At 59.1% G+C, this 14,687-nt stretch carries 14 protein-coding genes; 8 read left to right on the plus strand and 6 right to left on the minus strand.

Annotated features, from left to right (window positions below; genetic code table 11):
- Nucleotides 1-171 precede the first annotated feature (171 nt).
- The 3 genes from BFP89_RS05225 to BFP89_RS05235 all read right to left on the minus strand — a co-directional run bounded on the left by BFP89_RS05225 (nucleotide 172) and on the right by BFP89_RS05235 (nucleotide 2,215).
- On the minus strand, nucleotides 172-1,038 hold the full coding sequence (locus BFP89_RS05225; RefSeq protein ID WP_065884478.1) for a DUF6279 family lipoprotein: 867 nt from the start codon (nucleotides 1,036-1,038) through the stop codon (nucleotides 172-174).
- Between the two features lie 67 nt (nucleotides 1,039-1,105).
- Entirely contained in the window at nucleotides 1,106-1,828 is a 723-nt protein-coding gene (locus BFP89_RS05230) for a TorF family putative porin (protein WP_065884479.1), read from the minus strand.
- 207 nt (nucleotides 1,829-2,035) lie between these two features.
- On the minus strand, nucleotides 2,036-2,215 hold the full coding sequence (locus tag BFP89_RS05235; RefSeq protein WP_003193095.1) for a hypothetical protein: 180 nt from the start codon (nucleotides 2,213-2,215) through the stop codon (nucleotides 2,036-2,038).
- Between the two features lie 324 nt (nucleotides 2,216-2,539).
- Between BFP89_RS05235 and BFP89_RS05240 the strand changes: the two genes are divergently transcribed.
- From BFP89_RS05240 to BFP89_RS05250, 3 genes are all read left to right on the plus strand, one after another.
- A complete protein-coding gene (locus BFP89_RS05240; protein ID WP_065884480.1) occupies nucleotides 2,540-3,376 on the plus strand; it encodes a CvfB family protein in 837 nt (278 codons plus the stop codon).
- A gap of 52 nt (nucleotides 3,377-3,428) precedes the next feature.
- Nucleotides 3,429-3,827 (plus strand): DUF2177 family protein, encoded by a 399-nt coding sequence (locus tag BFP89_RS05245; RefSeq protein ID WP_065884481.1) that lies wholly within the window; start codon nucleotides 3,429-3,431, stop codon nucleotides 3,825-3,827.
- Nucleotides 3,828-4,024: 197 nt separating this feature from the next.
- Nucleotides 4,025-5,467 (plus strand): NCS1 family nucleobase:cation symporter-1, encoded by a 1,443-nt coding sequence (locus tag BFP89_RS05250; RefSeq protein WP_065884482.1) that lies wholly within the window; start codon nucleotides 4,025-4,027, stop codon nucleotides 5,465-5,467.
- On the opposite strand, the gene BFP89_RS05255 is transcribed toward BFP89_RS05250, so the two are convergent.
- Nucleotides 5,379-6,578 carry an MFS transporter gene (locus tag BFP89_RS05255; RefSeq protein ID WP_065884483.1) on the minus strand — a complete coding sequence of 400 codons (1,200 nt, stop codon included), beginning with the start codon at nucleotides 6,576-6,578 and terminating at the stop codon, nucleotides 5,379-5,381. The genes BFP89_RS05250 and BFP89_RS05255 overlap by 89 nt on opposite strands.
- Before the next feature lie 104 nt (nucleotides 6,579-6,682).
- Between BFP89_RS05255 and BFP89_RS05260 the strand changes: the two genes are divergently transcribed.
- From BFP89_RS05260 to BFP89_RS05265, 3 genes are all read left to right on the plus strand, one after another.
- Nucleotides 6,683-7,576: a putrescine utilization regulator PtrR gene (locus BFP89_RS05260; RefSeq protein WP_065884484.1), complete on the plus strand. Its 894-nt coding sequence runs from the start codon at nucleotides 6,683-6,685 to the stop codon at nucleotides 7,574-7,576.
- A 143-nt stretch (nucleotides 7,577-7,719) separates the two neighbouring features.
- Entirely contained in the window at nucleotides 7,720-7,842 is a 123-nt protein-coding gene (locus BFP89_RS29250) for a PA1414 family protein (RefSeq protein ID WP_017737772.1), read from the plus strand.
- Nucleotides 7,843-8,230: 388 nt separating this feature from the next.
- Nucleotides 8,231-10,309: an FAD-dependent oxidoreductase gene (locus BFP89_RS05265; protein ID WP_065884485.1), complete on the plus strand. Its 2,079-nt coding sequence runs from the start codon at nucleotides 8,231-8,233 to the stop codon at nucleotides 10,307-10,309.
- 70 nt (nucleotides 10,310-10,379) lie between these two features.
- On the opposite strand, the gene BFP89_RS05270 is transcribed toward BFP89_RS05265, so the two are convergent.
- Both BFP89_RS05270 and speB read right to left on the minus strand, forming a co-directional pair.
- Nucleotides 10,380-11,762, minus strand: a complete 1,383-nt coding sequence (locus BFP89_RS05270; protein WP_065884486.1) for a sodium:solute symporter — start codon at nucleotides 11,760-11,762, stop codon at nucleotides 10,380-10,382.
- A gap of 166 nt (nucleotides 11,763-11,928) precedes the next feature.
- The gene (gene speB / locus BFP89_RS05275; protein WP_065884487.1) at nucleotides 11,929-12,879 is read right to left on the minus strand and encodes an agmatinase; all 951 of its coding nucleotides are present in this window, start codon (nucleotides 12,877-12,879) and stop codon (nucleotides 11,929-11,931) included.
- A gap of 154 nt (nucleotides 12,880-13,033) precedes the next feature.
- On the opposite strand from speB, the gene BFP89_RS05280 reads away from it, so the two are divergent.
- Nucleotides 13,034-13,927 (plus strand): LysR family transcriptional regulator, encoded by an 894-nt coding sequence (locus BFP89_RS05280; RefSeq protein ID WP_065884488.1) that lies wholly within the window; start codon nucleotides 13,034-13,036, stop codon nucleotides 13,925-13,927.
- Between the two features lie 5 nt (nucleotides 13,928-13,932).
- Nucleotides 13,933-14,532: a tRNA-uridine aminocarboxypropyltransferase gene (locus BFP89_RS05285; RefSeq protein ID WP_065884489.1), complete on the plus strand. Its 600-nt coding sequence runs from the start codon at nucleotides 13,933-13,935 to the stop codon at nucleotides 14,530-14,532.
- The last annotated feature ends 155 nt before the right edge of the window (nucleotides 14,533-14,687 follow it).

A 14,687-nucleotide genomic window follows, 5' to 3' on the forward strand; every position in this document is an offset into this window, starting at 1 on the left:
GTTCGGCCAGCGTGGTTTAACGGGGCGCCTGAGATCAAGATCAAAAGCCAGATCAAGAGCGACTCGCTTCGCATCGTGGTTACGGTTGGGCGCTGCTGAGTTGTGTAGATACCTATACCCCGATAGCGGTTTGTCAGGCGCGCTGCTATCGAAAGCACGCCCTTTCCCACATCACGCAGAGGCAGCCTTGAGGCATTTGAGGGCCTGAAAATCGTCACGGACTTTGTCGATTTTCTGGCTCAGCTTCATGCGTTGTTGCTCAGTGCTCTGCGCCATCAAATCCACAATCAAACTACGCGCCGCCGCTTCGGTCTGTGCATAGGCCGCCCGGTACTCGGGGGTCCAAAGGCTTTCCCGGTCCACCAGTAACTGCTGCATTTTCTGCGCGAACCCGGGACTGTTGCGTTGCTGCAGCGCCTCGCTGAACTGCGCCTGCCAGTGCGCGCGGTTGCCGATCCACTCGTTGTTCTGATCTCCCAATGCCTCGGACCAGGCCACCACCCGCTGCTGCTGGCTGGCGCTGAGTGGGCCGATCCAGGCGTCCAGACGCTTGCTCATGCGCTCGGCGCGCTCCTTGATCTGCTGGGCCAGCGGCGGCTTGAGGTATTCGTCCTGGCGTTTGCGCAGGTCTTTGGCCAGGGCGTCGTTCATCTCCTTGACCTGCTGATCATCCAGACCTTGCAGCAGGTGCACCGCAGACGGGGTGATTTCACGCGCGATCTCGGCGATGGCCTGTTTGGCTTCGACAGTGCGGGCCTGCAAGGCGGCGTCGGTGACCTGATTGGCGTCGACCATCTGTTGCAGGCGGTCCAGCCAGTCCAGGTAACCCGGCAGTTGCGTGGTGCAGTGCCAGGCCAGGTGCTCCTTGAGTTTGTCATTGAACCAGCTCTTCTGCCCGGCGTTCATGTCCAGGTAGTCGTTGAGGGTCCAGGGGATGATCACGTCAAGATTACGGTAGGCCAGGCCCACGCGATTGCAGCCGGCGAGCACCAGGCTCAGGGTCAGCAATAACACCATAAATTTGAGCCGACGCAACATGGGCAGGTCCTTGCACGGTTGGGGGTTAATGCATGTGAACCTGCACAAGGGGCGACAGTTCAGCCCATCAATAAAACGACCGGACAGCCTTCAAGGTCAACAGACCGTCACATTGCGAATTGTGTCCGGAGTAGGCCGAGCAGTTCCCGCCACTGAGGCTGGAGTCGCTGTAGATCAGGTCCAGGTCGACCCCCTTCCAGGCCCGGGACAGTTGCACTGACCAGTCGCTGAAGCTGCTGATGGCGCCGTTCTCCACCGACACCGGCGTGCCCAGTTGATGGGTGGTGTACTTCACGCTGACGCCGACGCCGAAAGGCTGGGTGCCGCCGAGGTCGGCAAACAGCGTGCTGTCCTGGCGGTCGGGGTCGTTGCTGAAAGACACGCCGAAACGGTTGCCCAGCAGGTTCAGGCCACCATAAAACGCCTGGCTGTCGAGGGGGCTGACCTTGGGATAGCTGTAGTGAATCAAGCCCACTTCGTAGCCCAGGGTCTGGTCGAAGGGATGCTTGAAACCCATATAGGAATCGACTTCAAGGGTGCTGGGCGAGGACAACCCCATGTTCGGTGAAAACTGGCCGAAGTACAGGCCGCTGTCGTGACTCAGGTCCAGCCCGCCATGGAATGCGTCGCTGCCGGGGGAGGTCGGCTTGACCAGGCCCTGGGCCATGGTGCGGCTGGGGGTGGTACCCAATTTCAGGTCGAAGTCACCCAATTCGCGCTGGAAAATCTGCGCTTCGGCGAGCGGACACGCGGCAAGCGCGCTGACCAGTAACATGCAGGATTTGAGCATGCTTCACTCCATGAAAAGCGAGGAGCAGTGACGAAAAAAGATGGGCAGATGCCCGTGCTAGACGTGTGCAAGGATACCGGCGAAAGCTCGCAGGTGAGGCCCGTTCGTCGATTGGGGTGAGGATCAAGGTGTTGCGAAGGCGTTTCGGGCTCTAGTCCTAGCGCCTTGAAGGCAAGACGCTTAGGGACCAGGTGCGTTGCGCGGGTATTACTTTTTGCCCAGGCTGATCTGCTTGGACGGGCCGAAAGTCTGGCCGCTCACGCCCTTGGCAATTTGCTGGATTTCGCCACCGGACTTGAGGAACGCAGCAATCTGGCTGTTGATCGATTCGCTGGTTTCAACGGCGGGAGCTGGCTTTGCTTTGCTGTTGGATGCTTTTACGCGCATGGCGGCCACTAACCTGTAGAAAATTAACTTGGCCAGGCATCGTACAGGAATTACTTGACAATTGCTTGGCAAATATCCCCTGGGAATTAAATGTCGCCTCTGCAAAAGACCGAACTTGATCAACCCAATAACCCGCTAACTGACTGTTTTAACTCGAAAGCTTGAGACGTACCGGTGTTGGCGACGGGTAAAATTCGCAGGATTGATCAGACGAGCGGGGCACTGCCATTGCAGCGCCACGTCGGCCTGCGGATTTTTCAGGCGCGCGCGCGTGTCTGGCTCAACTCGGGTAGAATGCCGCCCACGCAATGAGGGTATCTGGAAATGGCTTTAGTCGGGCGCTACAACAGCTTGCAAGTGGTTAAACACACTAACTTTGGTTTGTACCTGGATGGTGCGCAAGACGGTGAAATCCTCTTGCCTAATCGGTATATCCCCAAGGACATTCCCAGTGAAGATGAAGACTGGCTTAACGTTTTCATTTATCTGGACAGTGATGACAAACTTATCGCCACCACTGAAAAACCCAAAGTTCAAGTGGGCGAATTTGCCAGTTTGAAAGTGGTGGAAGTCAACAGCATCGGTGTGTTCCTCGATTGGGGGCTGCCCAAGGATCTGTTGCTGCCTTATTCGGAAGAAAAACGTCAGCTGAGCGCCGGTGAATACTGCGTGGTGCATGTCTATCTCGACAAGCACACCCGGCGCATCACCGCCACCGCGCGCCTTGATCGCTACCTGGACAAAACGCCGGCCAATTACCAGGTGGGCCAGGAAGTCGACCTGTTGGTGGCCGAAGCCACGGACATGGGCTTCAAGGCGATCATCAACAACAAACACTGGGGCCTGATCCACAAGAATGAAGTGTTCAAGTTCCTGCGCCCGGGCAAGGAAGAGAAAGGCTTTATCAAAGAGATCCGCGCCGATGGCAACATCAGCCTGAGCCTGCAGCCGGTTGGCCAGGAAGCGGCTTCCAGCCTCAACTCGAAGATCCTCGCCAAATTGCGTGACAACAACGGCACCTTGCCGGTCAGTGATAAAAGCGATCCCGCCGTCATCAGCAACTTGTTCGGCGTGAGCAAAGGCAACTTCAAAAAGGCCATTGGTGCGCTCTACAAGCAGGGGCAGATTGTGATTCATGCCGATCGCATTGAACTAAGCTGAGTGCGGCCGGCTCTGCTGTAGGAGTACGCTTGCTCCTACAGTGGATGTTCAAATGTCGAAGAAAACCTTGTTTGCCTACCTCGGTACGCTGGTCGCCTTCCTGGTGCTGGACGGCCTCTGGCTGGGCGTCCTGATGGGACCTACCTATAAGAGCCTGCTCGGCTCGCTGATGCTCGATCAGCCCCGGCTGTTGCCCGCCGTCGTGTTCTATCTGCTGTATGTCCTCGGTTGCGTGATATTCGTTGTCTTGCCCAGCGCGAGCTGGCAACGCGCCGCGCGTTTGGGGGCATTGCTGGGGTTGGTGGCCTATGGCACTTACGACCTGAGCAATTGGGCCACGCTGCATGGCTGGTCCGCCGGCCTGGCGGTAATGGACATGGCGTGGGGGACGGTGCTCACGGCGATCTGTTGCACAGTCGGCTTCCTGTGTGCACAACGGGTGCGTCAGTGATTGTGTACAGGATTGTCTTGCACCGTTGCTGCGCATAGCTGTTCTATCTAAACCTTAATAATGTCTTTGGAGCGCCGTTCCGCCGGCATTGTGTGCCATTGGCATGCATTCTGCTGACTACTTCGTATACAACCCATACTGCGTACCGTATGCATATCGCTATGGCAACGCAGGGCGATATTACGAGGAGTCCCGCGATGACCGACCAATTGCCCAACGGCTACAGCCCACGGCTGTATAACCAGGACCTGGGCCCACTGCCGCAAAAATGGACCTGGTACAACATCTTCGCCTTCTGGATGAGCGACGTGCACAGCGTCGGCGGCTACGTGTTCGCGGCCAGCCTGTTCGCCCTGGGGCTGGCCAGTTGGCAGGTGTTGATCGCCTTGCTCGCGGGCATTTGCATTGTGCAACTGATCGCCAACCTGGTGGCCAAGCCGAGTCAGCAGGCGGCGGTGCCTTATCCAGTGATTTGCCGCCTGGCATTTGGTGTTTTTGGTGCGAATATTCCTGCGGTGATCCGTGGCCTGATCGCGGTTGCGTGGTACGGCATTCAGACCTACCTGGCGTCGAGTGCCTTGATCATCGTGGTGCTGCGCTTTTTCCCGTCGATGGCTGTGTATGCAGAGCCGCACTTTGCCGGCTTGTCGTACCTGGGTTGGTTCGGCTTTCTTACGTTGTGGGTGCTGCAGGCCGCTGTGTTCTGGGCCGGCATGGAATCCATCCGCCGCTTTATCGACTGGGCAGGCCCGGTGGTGTATGCGGTGATGTTTGCCCTGGCCGGCTGGATTGTGTGGAAAGCGGGTTGGGCGAATATCAGCTTTACCCTGGCGGAAAAGTCGCTGTCGGGCTGGCAGGCGTTCGGCCAGGTGATCGTGGCGACGGCGCTGGTGGTGTCGTACTTCTCCGGGCCTACCCTCAATTTTGGCGATTTCAGCCGCTACTGCCGCAGCATGCAGGACGTGCGCCGTGGCAACTTCTGGGGCCTGCCGGTGAACTTCCTGGCCTTCTCCCTGGTAACCGTGGTGATCGTCTCGGGCACGCTGCCAGTATTTGGCGAAATGTTGCATGACCCCATCGCCACGGTGTCGCGCATCGACAACAGCATGGCCGTGCTGCTGGGCGCCTTCGCGTTCGTGACCGCCACTATCGGCATCAATATCGTCGCCAACTTTGTCTCGCCGGCGTTCGACTTCGCCAACATTGCGCCGAGCAAAATCAGCTGGCGTGCGGGTGGAATGATCGCTGCCGTGGCGTCGATCTTTATCACGCCGTGGAACCTGTTCAATAACCCGCTGATGATTCACTACACCCTGGACATCCTGGCCGCGTTTATCGGGCCGCTGTTCGGCATCCTGCTGGTGGATTTTTACCTGGTCAAAAAGCAGCAGATCGACGTGGATGCGCTGTTCGATGACAGCCCGAGCGGACGCTATTACTTCGACGGCGGGGTGAACTGGACGGCGGTCAAGGCCTTGGTACCGGCGACGCTGATGGGCGTCGCCATCACCTTCACGCCAGCGTTGCAAGGCATGGCCAATTTCGCCTGGTTTACCGGCTGCTTCCTGGGAGGGCTGTTTTTTCTGGTGCTGGCACGGCGTGAGCAGGTGCGCTTGCCGACCCCTCTGGTCGCTGGCTGAGCACGACACCGCCGGCCACCAACAGGCCGCAACCGGCAATCACCAGTGCCGGTTGCAGGCCGCCGCTCAAGTGGCTGCTCACCGAGGCCAGCAGCGGCCCGCTCAATTGGCCGATGGCAAAGCTGGCCGTCAACAAGCCGGTGCTGCGCTGATAGCCGTGGGGCGCTATCTCGCGCAGGCGCGCCATGACCAATTGCATGCACGCCAGGAACGGTGCGCCGCACAGCAATACTCCCAGCGCCAGGCCCCAGGCATTGCCCAGCAGGCACGTGAATACGCCGGCCGCCTGCAGCCACAGCGTGGTCATCAGCCAGCGCCGGGTGGTGTTCGGGTCCTTGCGGCGCAGGCTGGCTATCACCACGCCCATCGCAGCGGCCAGGCCAAAGCACGGCCAGAACAAGTCGGCTTGCCAGGCGCCCTTGAACTGCGCAGTGGCCATCTGCGACAGGAAAGTCGCTGGAATGATGTAGCCCAGGCCGAACAGGAAGTAGATCCAGCCCAAGTGCGCGATGCTGCCGTTATTACCCGCGTTGGAGGTGGGGGCAGCCAGCGTGGTCGGCTTCGGCAGGAAGGGCAGGATGGCCAGCAGCATCACCAGTGCCACCGCGCCATACACCAACCACAGCGTTGCGGAGCTTTGCCCCAACAGGTTGGACCCCAGCGCCAGCAGCCCGGTGAGCACAATGCCCAGGCCAGGTCCTGCGAACACCAGCGCTCCCAGGCGTGGCCTGCCGGCGGCAATCGCCAGCGGCTGGCTCAGGCTGGTAATCATCACCAGGGCCCAGGCGCTGGCGACTCCGGTGCCGAAACGCAGCAGCAGGTGCGGCCAAAAGCCGTGGGCCCAACAGGACGCCAGGGTCAGCAGCACGCAGAGCCACAACCCGCCGTACAAGCGCCCTTTAATATGGTGATGACTGCGGGCGAAGATCGAGTCCACCGCACCGACGAAGTAACCCAGGTAATTGGCGGCCGCGATCAACCCGGCGCCGGTCAGGTCGATCTGACCTTCACTGAGCAAATGCGGCATCTGCGGGGTAAGGGCAAAGCGGCCGATGCCCATGGCCATCATCAGGGCGACAAAGCTGGCGGTTAAGCGAATCAGCGGTGACATGTGCACGTGTCCTGCGGGAAAGCGAAGACCGTCAGGCTAAAGCGGATTGACTTTCTGTAAAAATGAATAATAGTGAGCAACTTGTTCAGTTTTGGAGAAAGTCTATGGAGTTCAGTCAACTGCGCATCTTCCAGGCGGTAGCGGAAGAGGGCTCCATCACCCGCGCCGCCGAGCGCCTGCACCGTGTGCCGTCGAATCTGTCGACCCGGCTCAAGCAAATGGAAGAACAGCTTGGCGTCGAGCTGTTTGTGCGTGAACGCCAGCGTTTGCAGCTTTCTCCTGCGGGTAAAGTGCTGCTGGACTACAGCACCCGTCTACTGGCCCTGCACGATGAAGCTCATGGCGCCGTGCAGGGCGGGCAACCGGCGGGTGATTTTGTCCTCGGCAGCATGTACAGCACGGCGGCGATTCACTTGCCCAGGCTATTGGCGCGTTATCACAAGGCCTACCCGATGGTGAATTTGCAGGTGCAATCCGCGCCGAGCGGCGAACTGCTCGAAGGCTTGATCACCGGGCGGCTGGATGCGGCGCTGGTGGATGGTCCATTGACGATTGCCACGCTGGACGGCGTGCCGCTGTGCGAAGAGCGCCTGGTGATCATTTGCGAGGCCGATCACCCGCCGGTGCGCGGGCCTCAGGACGTGGCCGGCCGCTCGGTTTTCACGTTCCGCCGCAGTTGCGCCTATCGCACCCGCCTGGAGACCTGGTTTTCCCACGAGCGCGTGGCCATGGGTCGCGCCATCGAGATCGAGTCCTACCAGGGCATGCTGGCTTGTGTGATCGCCGGCTCAGGCGTGGCGTTGATGTCCGAATCCATGCTCGAGAGCCTGCCGGGCAAGGACAGTGTGTCCGTTCATCCGCTGACTGGGCCTTTTGCCACTGCCACCACTTGGTTGATGTGGCGAAAGGGTATGCTCGGCGCTAACCTCAATGCATGGATCGAGCTGCAGCAGGCGAGCCAGGCAGAGAGCGTGCAAGACAGGCGCGAGATTGCTTGAACGAATCGACAGGATTCTGATCCATTCAGTAATAGTTCGTTGTGGTTTCGCGCAAGCAATACATAGGACTTAGGGCTACTATCAGTGTAGGAAAGGGCGACAAGACAGGCGCCTACCCGCATTACCCTCAAAGGGGGCAAATCATGAAAGAGAAAATTCAAACCTGGCTCCATGACCTTGGCGTTGCGCTGGGCTTGATCGAGCCTCCACTGCAGCCGGTGCCGATTCGTACCGATGACGAGCAACGCCGCCCACGTCGGCGTTGATCCCCAGCCAACCCGGTATTCGTGTGGGAGCGGGCTTGTTCGCGATGCGGTGAGTCAGTCGATAAGTAGTTGACTGGTTTACTGCATTCGCGAGCAGGTTCGCTCCCATATTTCGTTTGTGGCAGTCACGAAGATCGGTTAAAGCGCCTTACATCTCTCGCCTTCAAATGTCGGAATTGGGCTACTCGCTCGTCAGAATTGGCTGGCTTATTCATTTTAAAAGATGAGCGTAGGTTGAATTCCGTTACGGAATTTCATCGGTTGTTGCAATTTTTTGTGGAAAGGTCAAACAAAACCCAGGAATAGAGAACGGCCGCTTCCGTAACTCCAAACTTTATAAAACCTCTCTTCGGGGCATTACTAAGTCAGAGTTATTGGAGACTAAGCCATGACGCGCTTTCCCGTTCCGCCCGTCGCCGCATCCTTGATCGCCACAACCGAGAGCATTTTACATATCGCGCCGGTTTCCAGAGGCTGGAAAGCTGATGCTCCGGACAACATCGTGTTTCTCTCCCCGACAATAACCAAGCAGGCGTTGCTCACCCAGATTGGGCTTTTGCGTCCAGCAACAATCGTTGTTGGGGACCAAGCCATGGATGCAGACGTCATAGACCTCTGGCGTTTAGCCCACCCATTTGGAAACCTGCATCTGATTCGCAGGGGGACGAGCCTCGATAAGGTTCGACTGGACCTGTGCGCATCCAAAGGGATTCAAGTGGTCAACACGCCCGGTGTGAACGCGCCGCATGTCGCTGCTTATATTGCGCGCTGGCTGACATTGGCCGATGGCTCGATACCCCGTGACATCTGCGTGCTGGGATATGGCAATGTCGGCCAGGAACTTGTCACGTTACTCCTTGATCGAGACCCGGATGTTCGAATTAAGGTGTTAAGCCGCTGCCCTTCGGCACTTGGCAGAAAAGTCTCCCAAAACAGCCGGGTGTCATTTGTAGTCGACTGGTTCGAGGCGATGAAGGGGGCCCGTGCAGTCGCTCTGTGTTTATCTCTGACTAAGGACTCCACCCGTCGTATTGACCGTGCCCTTATTCAATGTCTGCACAAACAGGCTCGCGTTGTTTGCGTCGCCAAACCGGACGTGTTCAGCGATGACGCTTTGCAGGCCCTGGCGCAAGCCGAGGGCATCCAGCTTGTATTGGACTATGGGCTCGTCACATTGGACGCGTTTCGAATGCGCGCGCAAAAGCTCGGCTGTAGTGTCTCCACGTGGCGCAAACCGGCGACGCTGACGGCGCAGGCGGCAACTGCAGAAGCCTGCCAGTGCGATCTCGACTATGCCGTCGCAATCCAATTGAGCTTGACGGCTTTGCACGGTCTTGCCAGGCGCAAAGTTGTACAGTCATTGGCGATTCCCGTTCAGCAGATAGAGGCCGGTGCGCCACGCGTGTCGATCATCGGCAGAGGGATCAACGGCCTTTTTCAAGCCGTGATGTTTCGCCTGGCCAATTATCAAGTCGACGTATACGGCCGCAACCGGCAGAGCGATGGCGCCAGCCACAAGCAGGTGAACATGCGTCACCTGTCAGCGACGGAGACGACGGCAAAGCCGCTCCATAATCAGTACCTGCTCTGCGGAAATCAGCATTTGGCCGTTGAATGCAACCGAGCAGGCATTGAATTGTTTGAAAAACTTCTGGCTGACAACCCGTCGCTGGCACCCTTTGCGCACGCGCGGATTGTAAGAGCCTATATAGGCGATACCACTGATGTAGAAGGCGCGATACGCGAACAGCGCGATATCGAACGCCGTCCTTGGCCGAGCGGCAAGCCAGGAGGTGAAGTTGCAGAGATCAGTCAAACGCAAATCCAGGCAAGTTACGGCGTTCAAGGTGTCGGCCGGGCTATAGAAGTATCCGGCTACGAGGTGGCATTCGACGATCTGATTCTGGAGTTGGAGAGGCTTTTGCAACGTGCGGGGGTTCAGTTTCGGTCCAGGCTTTTGACGTCGGAACACATTTGTGAACTGAGCAAAGATCACTTCGTTGTCACTGCCATGGGTGTAGAGGAACCCAACGTGATCGCGATCATCGGTTGGTTTTTCAAACTGCCCGCGATTGGACATGAAGGTGCCGAAATGCGCGGGCTCAAGTTGCAATACGATCTACCCGTCGGTGTTATGAATTGCCGCCTGGACGGGGATTGCATTCTTGTCTCCGGCGGGCAGGTTCCGCCTGGATCAACGCTCGAATATAAGGAGCACGTACTCGCGGCGTGCCTTGCTGCTATTGCTCGGCATTTTCCACAGTCTTACCGCAGAGCCGTCGAAAAGAGTGACCTGCAAATAATCGAATGTGCGAGGCCGGGTACTTCAGATGGGCTTTCGATCGTGTATTGGTCCGCCTACCATCAAATCGCGGCCGGAGGCACATATGCCGGCGGCGCTACCCAGGGATTGGTGTGGGCCTCTTTGGTTCAGGAGATCATCCTGGCCAGAACGTCTGACCATTGAGGTACAAAAAAACGGGTGTGACATTTTCCGTCGCACCCGCTGAAGAAACCGCTCTAAAGCCCGGACGGGGTCAAGCCACGCCTGCCACCACGGCGCCCGGTTTACGCGACACCACACTCACCAGCACAAAACTCACCGACGCGACCGCGAGGCTGTAATAAATCGGCGTGTTTGCATCCAGCCCGTCCTTGAACATAAATACCAGCGCGGTCAGGAACCCCAGGGCCATTGACGTAATCGCCCCTGCGGTGGTCGCGCGTTTCCAGAAGATTGCTCCGATCAGCGGGATCAGCATGCCGCCCACCAGCAGGTTATAGGCCAGGGTCAGGGCGCTGATCACATCGTTCACCACCAGTGCGATGCCGATCACGGCGATGCCGGTCAGCAGGGTGAACAAGCGGTTGACGCCCAGGCTCGACTGCTTGCCGCTGCGCAACCGTGGCAACAAGTCTTCGGTCAGCACGGTGGAGGCGGCGAGCAAGCCGGCGCTGGCCGTGGACATCATGGCCGCCAGGGCTGCGGCAATCACCAGGCCGCGAATGCCGTCCGGCAGTGAGGCTTTGACGATGGCCGCGAACGCGTTGTTGGCGTTATCCAGTTCCGGGATCAGCACATGCGCCGCCATGCCGATCAATGCGCATGCCAGTCCATAAACAATGCAATAGAACCCGGCGAAGGTGCCGGCGTACCGCGCAACCTTTTCGTCGCGAGCGGTGAATACGCGCTGCCAGATATCCTGGCCGATCAGGATGCCGAAGAAGTAGATCATGAAGTAGGTAATGATCGTGTCCCAGCCGATCGCGGTGAAGCTCAAACTCGATGCCGGCAGCCTGGCCACCAGTTCATCCCAGCCGCCGACGCGGTACAGGCAGATCGGCAACAGAATGAACATCAGTCCAACCGTCTTGATCACGAACTGCACGATATCGGTCAGGGTCAGCGACCACATGCCGCCGATGGTCGAATACACCACCACCACGCTACCGCCCAGCAGCACCGAGATCCAGAACGGCAGGCCGAACAGAACTTGCAGCACAGTGCCGATGGCCAGGATCGAGGTCACTGCAATCATCAGTGCGTAAGCCAGCATGATCACTGCGCTGGCCTGGCGAGCCATGGGGTTGTAGCGTTTCTCCAGGACCTGGGTGACGGTGAAGATTTTCAGCTTCAACAGCGGCCTGGCCAGGAACAGGTTCAGCACAATGATCCCCGCGCCCAGTGCGGCGCACAGCCAGAAACCGGAAATACCGTGCACATAACCCAGGCGCACAGTGCCGACGGTGGAGGCGCCGCCCAATACCGTGGCGGCCATGGTGCCCATATACAGCGATGGCCCCAGGTTGCGCCCGGCCACCAGATAGTCTTCATGGGTCTTGGCGCGGCGCATGCCGTAGTAGCCGAGCACCAGCATGCCGGCGGCGTAGATGAGGACGACAAATAGATCCAAAGCCATGACGGTGATTCTCCGATTATATTTTTTATGGACGATCAGGCGGCAGTCGGCTCGGCAAGCGCGCGAGCCAAGGTCAGGTACATCGGTGATTGGGGACCTTGGAAGTCCCCGGGTTTTTCAGAATGCGGCCATGCTTTTTATTCTGTTCAAGGCGTGTACGCGCTGATCAGCGACGCGTCACGCCGGGCAATACACAGAGCATTTCATACAGCAGGTTGGCACCCAGCAGCGAGGTGTTGCCGGTGGTGTCATAGGGCGGCGAAACTTCCACCAGATCACAACCAATCAGGTCCAGGCCCTGGCAGCCACGAATGATCTCGATCGCCTGGATGGTGGTCAGCCCACCGATTTCCGGCGTGCCGGTGCCCGGTGCCCAGGCCGGGTCGATGCCATCGATGTCGAAACTCAGGTACACGGGGCCGCCGCCGACCTTTTCGCGCACTTCGGCCATCAACGGCGCGAGCGAGTGATGCCAGCACTCTTCGGCCTGGACCACGCGGAAGCCCTGCTTGCGGCTCCAGTTGAAGTCTTCAGCGGTGTAGCCCTGGGCGCGCAGGCCGATCTGCACCACACGGTCGCAGTCGAGCAAACCCTCTTCCACGGCGCGGCGGAAGGTAGTGCCGTGGGCGATTTTCTCGCCGAACATATGGTCGTTGACGTCGGCGTGGGCGTCGATGTGCACCAGCCCGACCTTGCCGTGTTTCTTGTGAATCGCCCGTAGGATCGGCAGGGTGATGGTGTGATCGCCGCCCAGGGTCAGGGGGATGACGTCGTGCTCGAGGATTTCATCGTAGGCGTGTTCGATGATGCGCACGGCGTCGAGGAGATTGAAGGTATTGATCGCCACGTCGCCGATATCCGCAACCGACAGCGAATCGAACGGCGCAGCGCCGGTGGCCATGTTGTACGGGCGGATCATCACCGATTCGGCGCGAATTTCCCGAGGCCCGAAGCGGGTGCCGGCGCGCAGCGAGGTGCCGATGTCCAAGGGCACGCCGATAAAGGCCGCGTCCAGGCCCTCGGCCGTTTGCAGGTGGGGCAGGCGCATCATGGTGGCGATGCCGGCGAAGCGCGGCATTTCGTTGCCGCCCAGTGGTTGGTGGAAAATCTTGTCCACGGGATTGCCTCATCGTTGCTGTGTTTATCAGGAGGCCGATTCTGTAAAAAGCGGGGGCAGGGAAGAATCGGCAGAGGCAAATACTTAGTTCAGATTTTTCTAAACTAACGCCTGGGGTAAACTCGGTTCAAATGAGAGAGCCCGCGGAGATTTGATGGCCAACGCCTTGCCCGACCTGAAACTGCTGCGCATCTTCGTCAGCGTTGTGCGACACCAGGGGTTCGCCAACGCGCAGCACGCACTCAACCTGTCGACGTCAGCCATCAGCACCTATATGAGCCAGCTGGAATCGGCGTTGGGCCTGGTGCTGTGCCATCGTGGGCGTGGGGGTTTCAGCCTGACCAGCAAGGGCGAGCTGTTTTATCAGGAGACCTTGCGTTTACTGGGCGAACTGGAAGGCTTCGAACAATATGCCGCCGCGTTGAAGGGCGAATTGCGCGGCACCCTCAAGCTCGGTGTGCTCGACTCCACGGTCAGCGACAAAGCGCTGCCGTTCGCTGAGGTGATCGGTGCCTACAGCCTCGAACACCCGGCAGTCCATTTGCATCTGTCGGTCATGAGCCCTTATGAACTGCAACTGGGGGTACAGGACAATCGCCTGGACCTGGCCATCGGCGCGTTTTCCAACCGCATGAGCGGGCTGATCTACATGCCGCTGTACCGTGAGCAGCACTGGCTGTATTGCAGCACCCGGCACCCGTTGTTCAACGAGCGGCGTATCCCCGAGCAGGTCATCACCCAGCAACGTATGGTCGGGCGTGGTTACTGGAGCCAGGCCGAACTCGCGCGCCATGGCTTCAAGCACAGCGCGGCCACCGTGGAAAGCATGGAGGCGCAGCTGATTTTGGTGTTGTCCGGCGCCTATATCGGCTACCTGCCCGAGCACTACGCCCAGGCCTGGGCCGACAAGGGCGACCTGCGCGTACTGCTGCCGGCCACCTTCGGCTACCAGGCGCCGTTTTCGATGATCATGCGCCGGGGGCGAGGCCGCGAGCCGCTGATCCAGACGTTTCGCGATTTACTTAAAGCCCAGCTCAACCAGGCCTGAAAAACATGTCCAGACCCCAGTGTTCCCGTTGTCTCAGGCCCGTCAGCCACTGCCTGTGCCCGCTGATTCCGCGTCTCGACAGTCGCACCCGTGTGTTGCTGCTGCAGCATCCGAGCGAGGTCAACCACGCGCTCAATACCGCGCGGCTGGCGGCGTTGGGGTTGAACAATGCGCAGTGGGTGGTGGGGGAGGTGTTCGATGACCTGGCGACCCTGTTGAACCCGCCCGGCTATCAGGCGCGGCTGTTGTTTCCGGCCGATGATGCCCAACCCCTGCAAGCCTACGCACAAGACCATCAGCCGCTGTTGCTGGTGGTGCCCGACGGCACCTGGCGCAAGGCGCGCAAGTTGCTGCATCTGAACCCGTTGCTGGCGGCATTGCCTCGGGTGACGCTGGCCAATGGCGGCGTCTCCCGGTATCGCTTGCGCAAGGCGCCGGGACCTGGCGCCTTGTCGACGGTCGAAGCGATCGCGCAGGCGTTGCAGGTACTGGAAGCGCCGGCATCGTTCGAGACGTTGCTCAAGCCTTTTGAAGCGTTGATCGAGGGGCAGATTGCGGCGATGGGGGAAGAGGTTTTTCAGAGAAATCATGGCGGTGGGGATTAGGGGCAGGCGGGGTATCCCGGTGCGGCTATCGGGACATAGGTATCTACACAACTCAGCAGCGCCCAACCGTAACCACGATGCGAAGCGAGCCGCTCTTGATCTTGATCTGCTTTTGATCTTGATCTCAGGCGCCCCGTTAAACCACGCTGGCCGAA

Origin of the sequence: Pseudomonas sp. 31 R 17, from assembly GCF_900004915.1 — a bacterium.
Classification (GTDB): Bacteria; Pseudomonadota; Gammaproteobacteria; order Pseudomonadales; family Pseudomonadaceae; genus Aquipseudomonas; species Aquipseudomonas orientalis_A.

Coding starts and splice junctions, on each gene's coding strand:
- BFP89_RS05225 (WP_065884478.1), bottom strand. CDS start 1,038: ATGTTGCGTCGGCTCAAATTTATGGTGTTATTGCTGACCCTGAGCCTG.
- BFP89_RS05230 (WP_065884479.1), bottom strand. CDS start 1,828: ATGCTCAAATCCTGCATGTTACTGGTCAGCGCGCTTGCCGCGTGTCCG.
- BFP89_RS05235 (WP_003193095.1), bottom strand. CDS start 2,215: ATGCGCGTAAAAGCATCCAACAGCAAAGCAAAGCCAGCTCCCGCCGTT.
- BFP89_RS05240 (WP_065884480.1), top strand. CDS start 2,540: ATGGCTTTAGTCGGGCGCTACAACAGCTTGCAAGTGGTTAAACACACT.
- BFP89_RS05245 (WP_065884481.1), top strand. CDS start 3,429: ATGTCGAAGAAAACCTTGTTTGCCTACCTCGGTACGCTGGTCGCCTTC.
- BFP89_RS05250 (WP_065884482.1), top strand. CDS start 4,025: ATGACCGACCAATTGCCCAACGGCTACAGCCCACGGCTGTATAACCAG.
- BFP89_RS05255 (WP_065884483.1), bottom strand. CDS start 6,578: ATGTCACCGCTGATTCGCTTAACCGCCAGCTTTGTCGCCCTGATGATG.
- BFP89_RS05260 (WP_065884484.1), top strand. CDS start 6,683: ATGGAGTTCAGTCAACTGCGCATCTTCCAGGCGGTAGCGGAAGAGGGC.
- BFP89_RS29250 (WP_017737772.1), top strand. CDS start 7,720: ATGAAAGAGAAAATTCAAACCTGGCTCCATGACCTTGGCGTTGCGCTG.
- BFP89_RS05265 (WP_065884485.1), top strand. CDS start 8,231: ATGACGCGCTTTCCCGTTCCGCCCGTCGCCGCATCCTTGATCGCCACA.
- BFP89_RS05270 (WP_065884486.1), bottom strand. CDS start 11,762: ATGGCTTTGGATCTATTTGTCGTCCTCATCTACGCCGCCGGCATGCTG.
- BFP89_RS05280 (WP_065884488.1), top strand. CDS start 13,034: ATGGCCAACGCCTTGCCCGACCTGAAACTGCTGCGCATCTTCGTCAGC.
- BFP89_RS05285 (WP_065884489.1), top strand. CDS start 13,933: ATGTCCAGACCCCAGTGTTCCCGTTGTCTCAGGCCCGTCAGCCACTGC.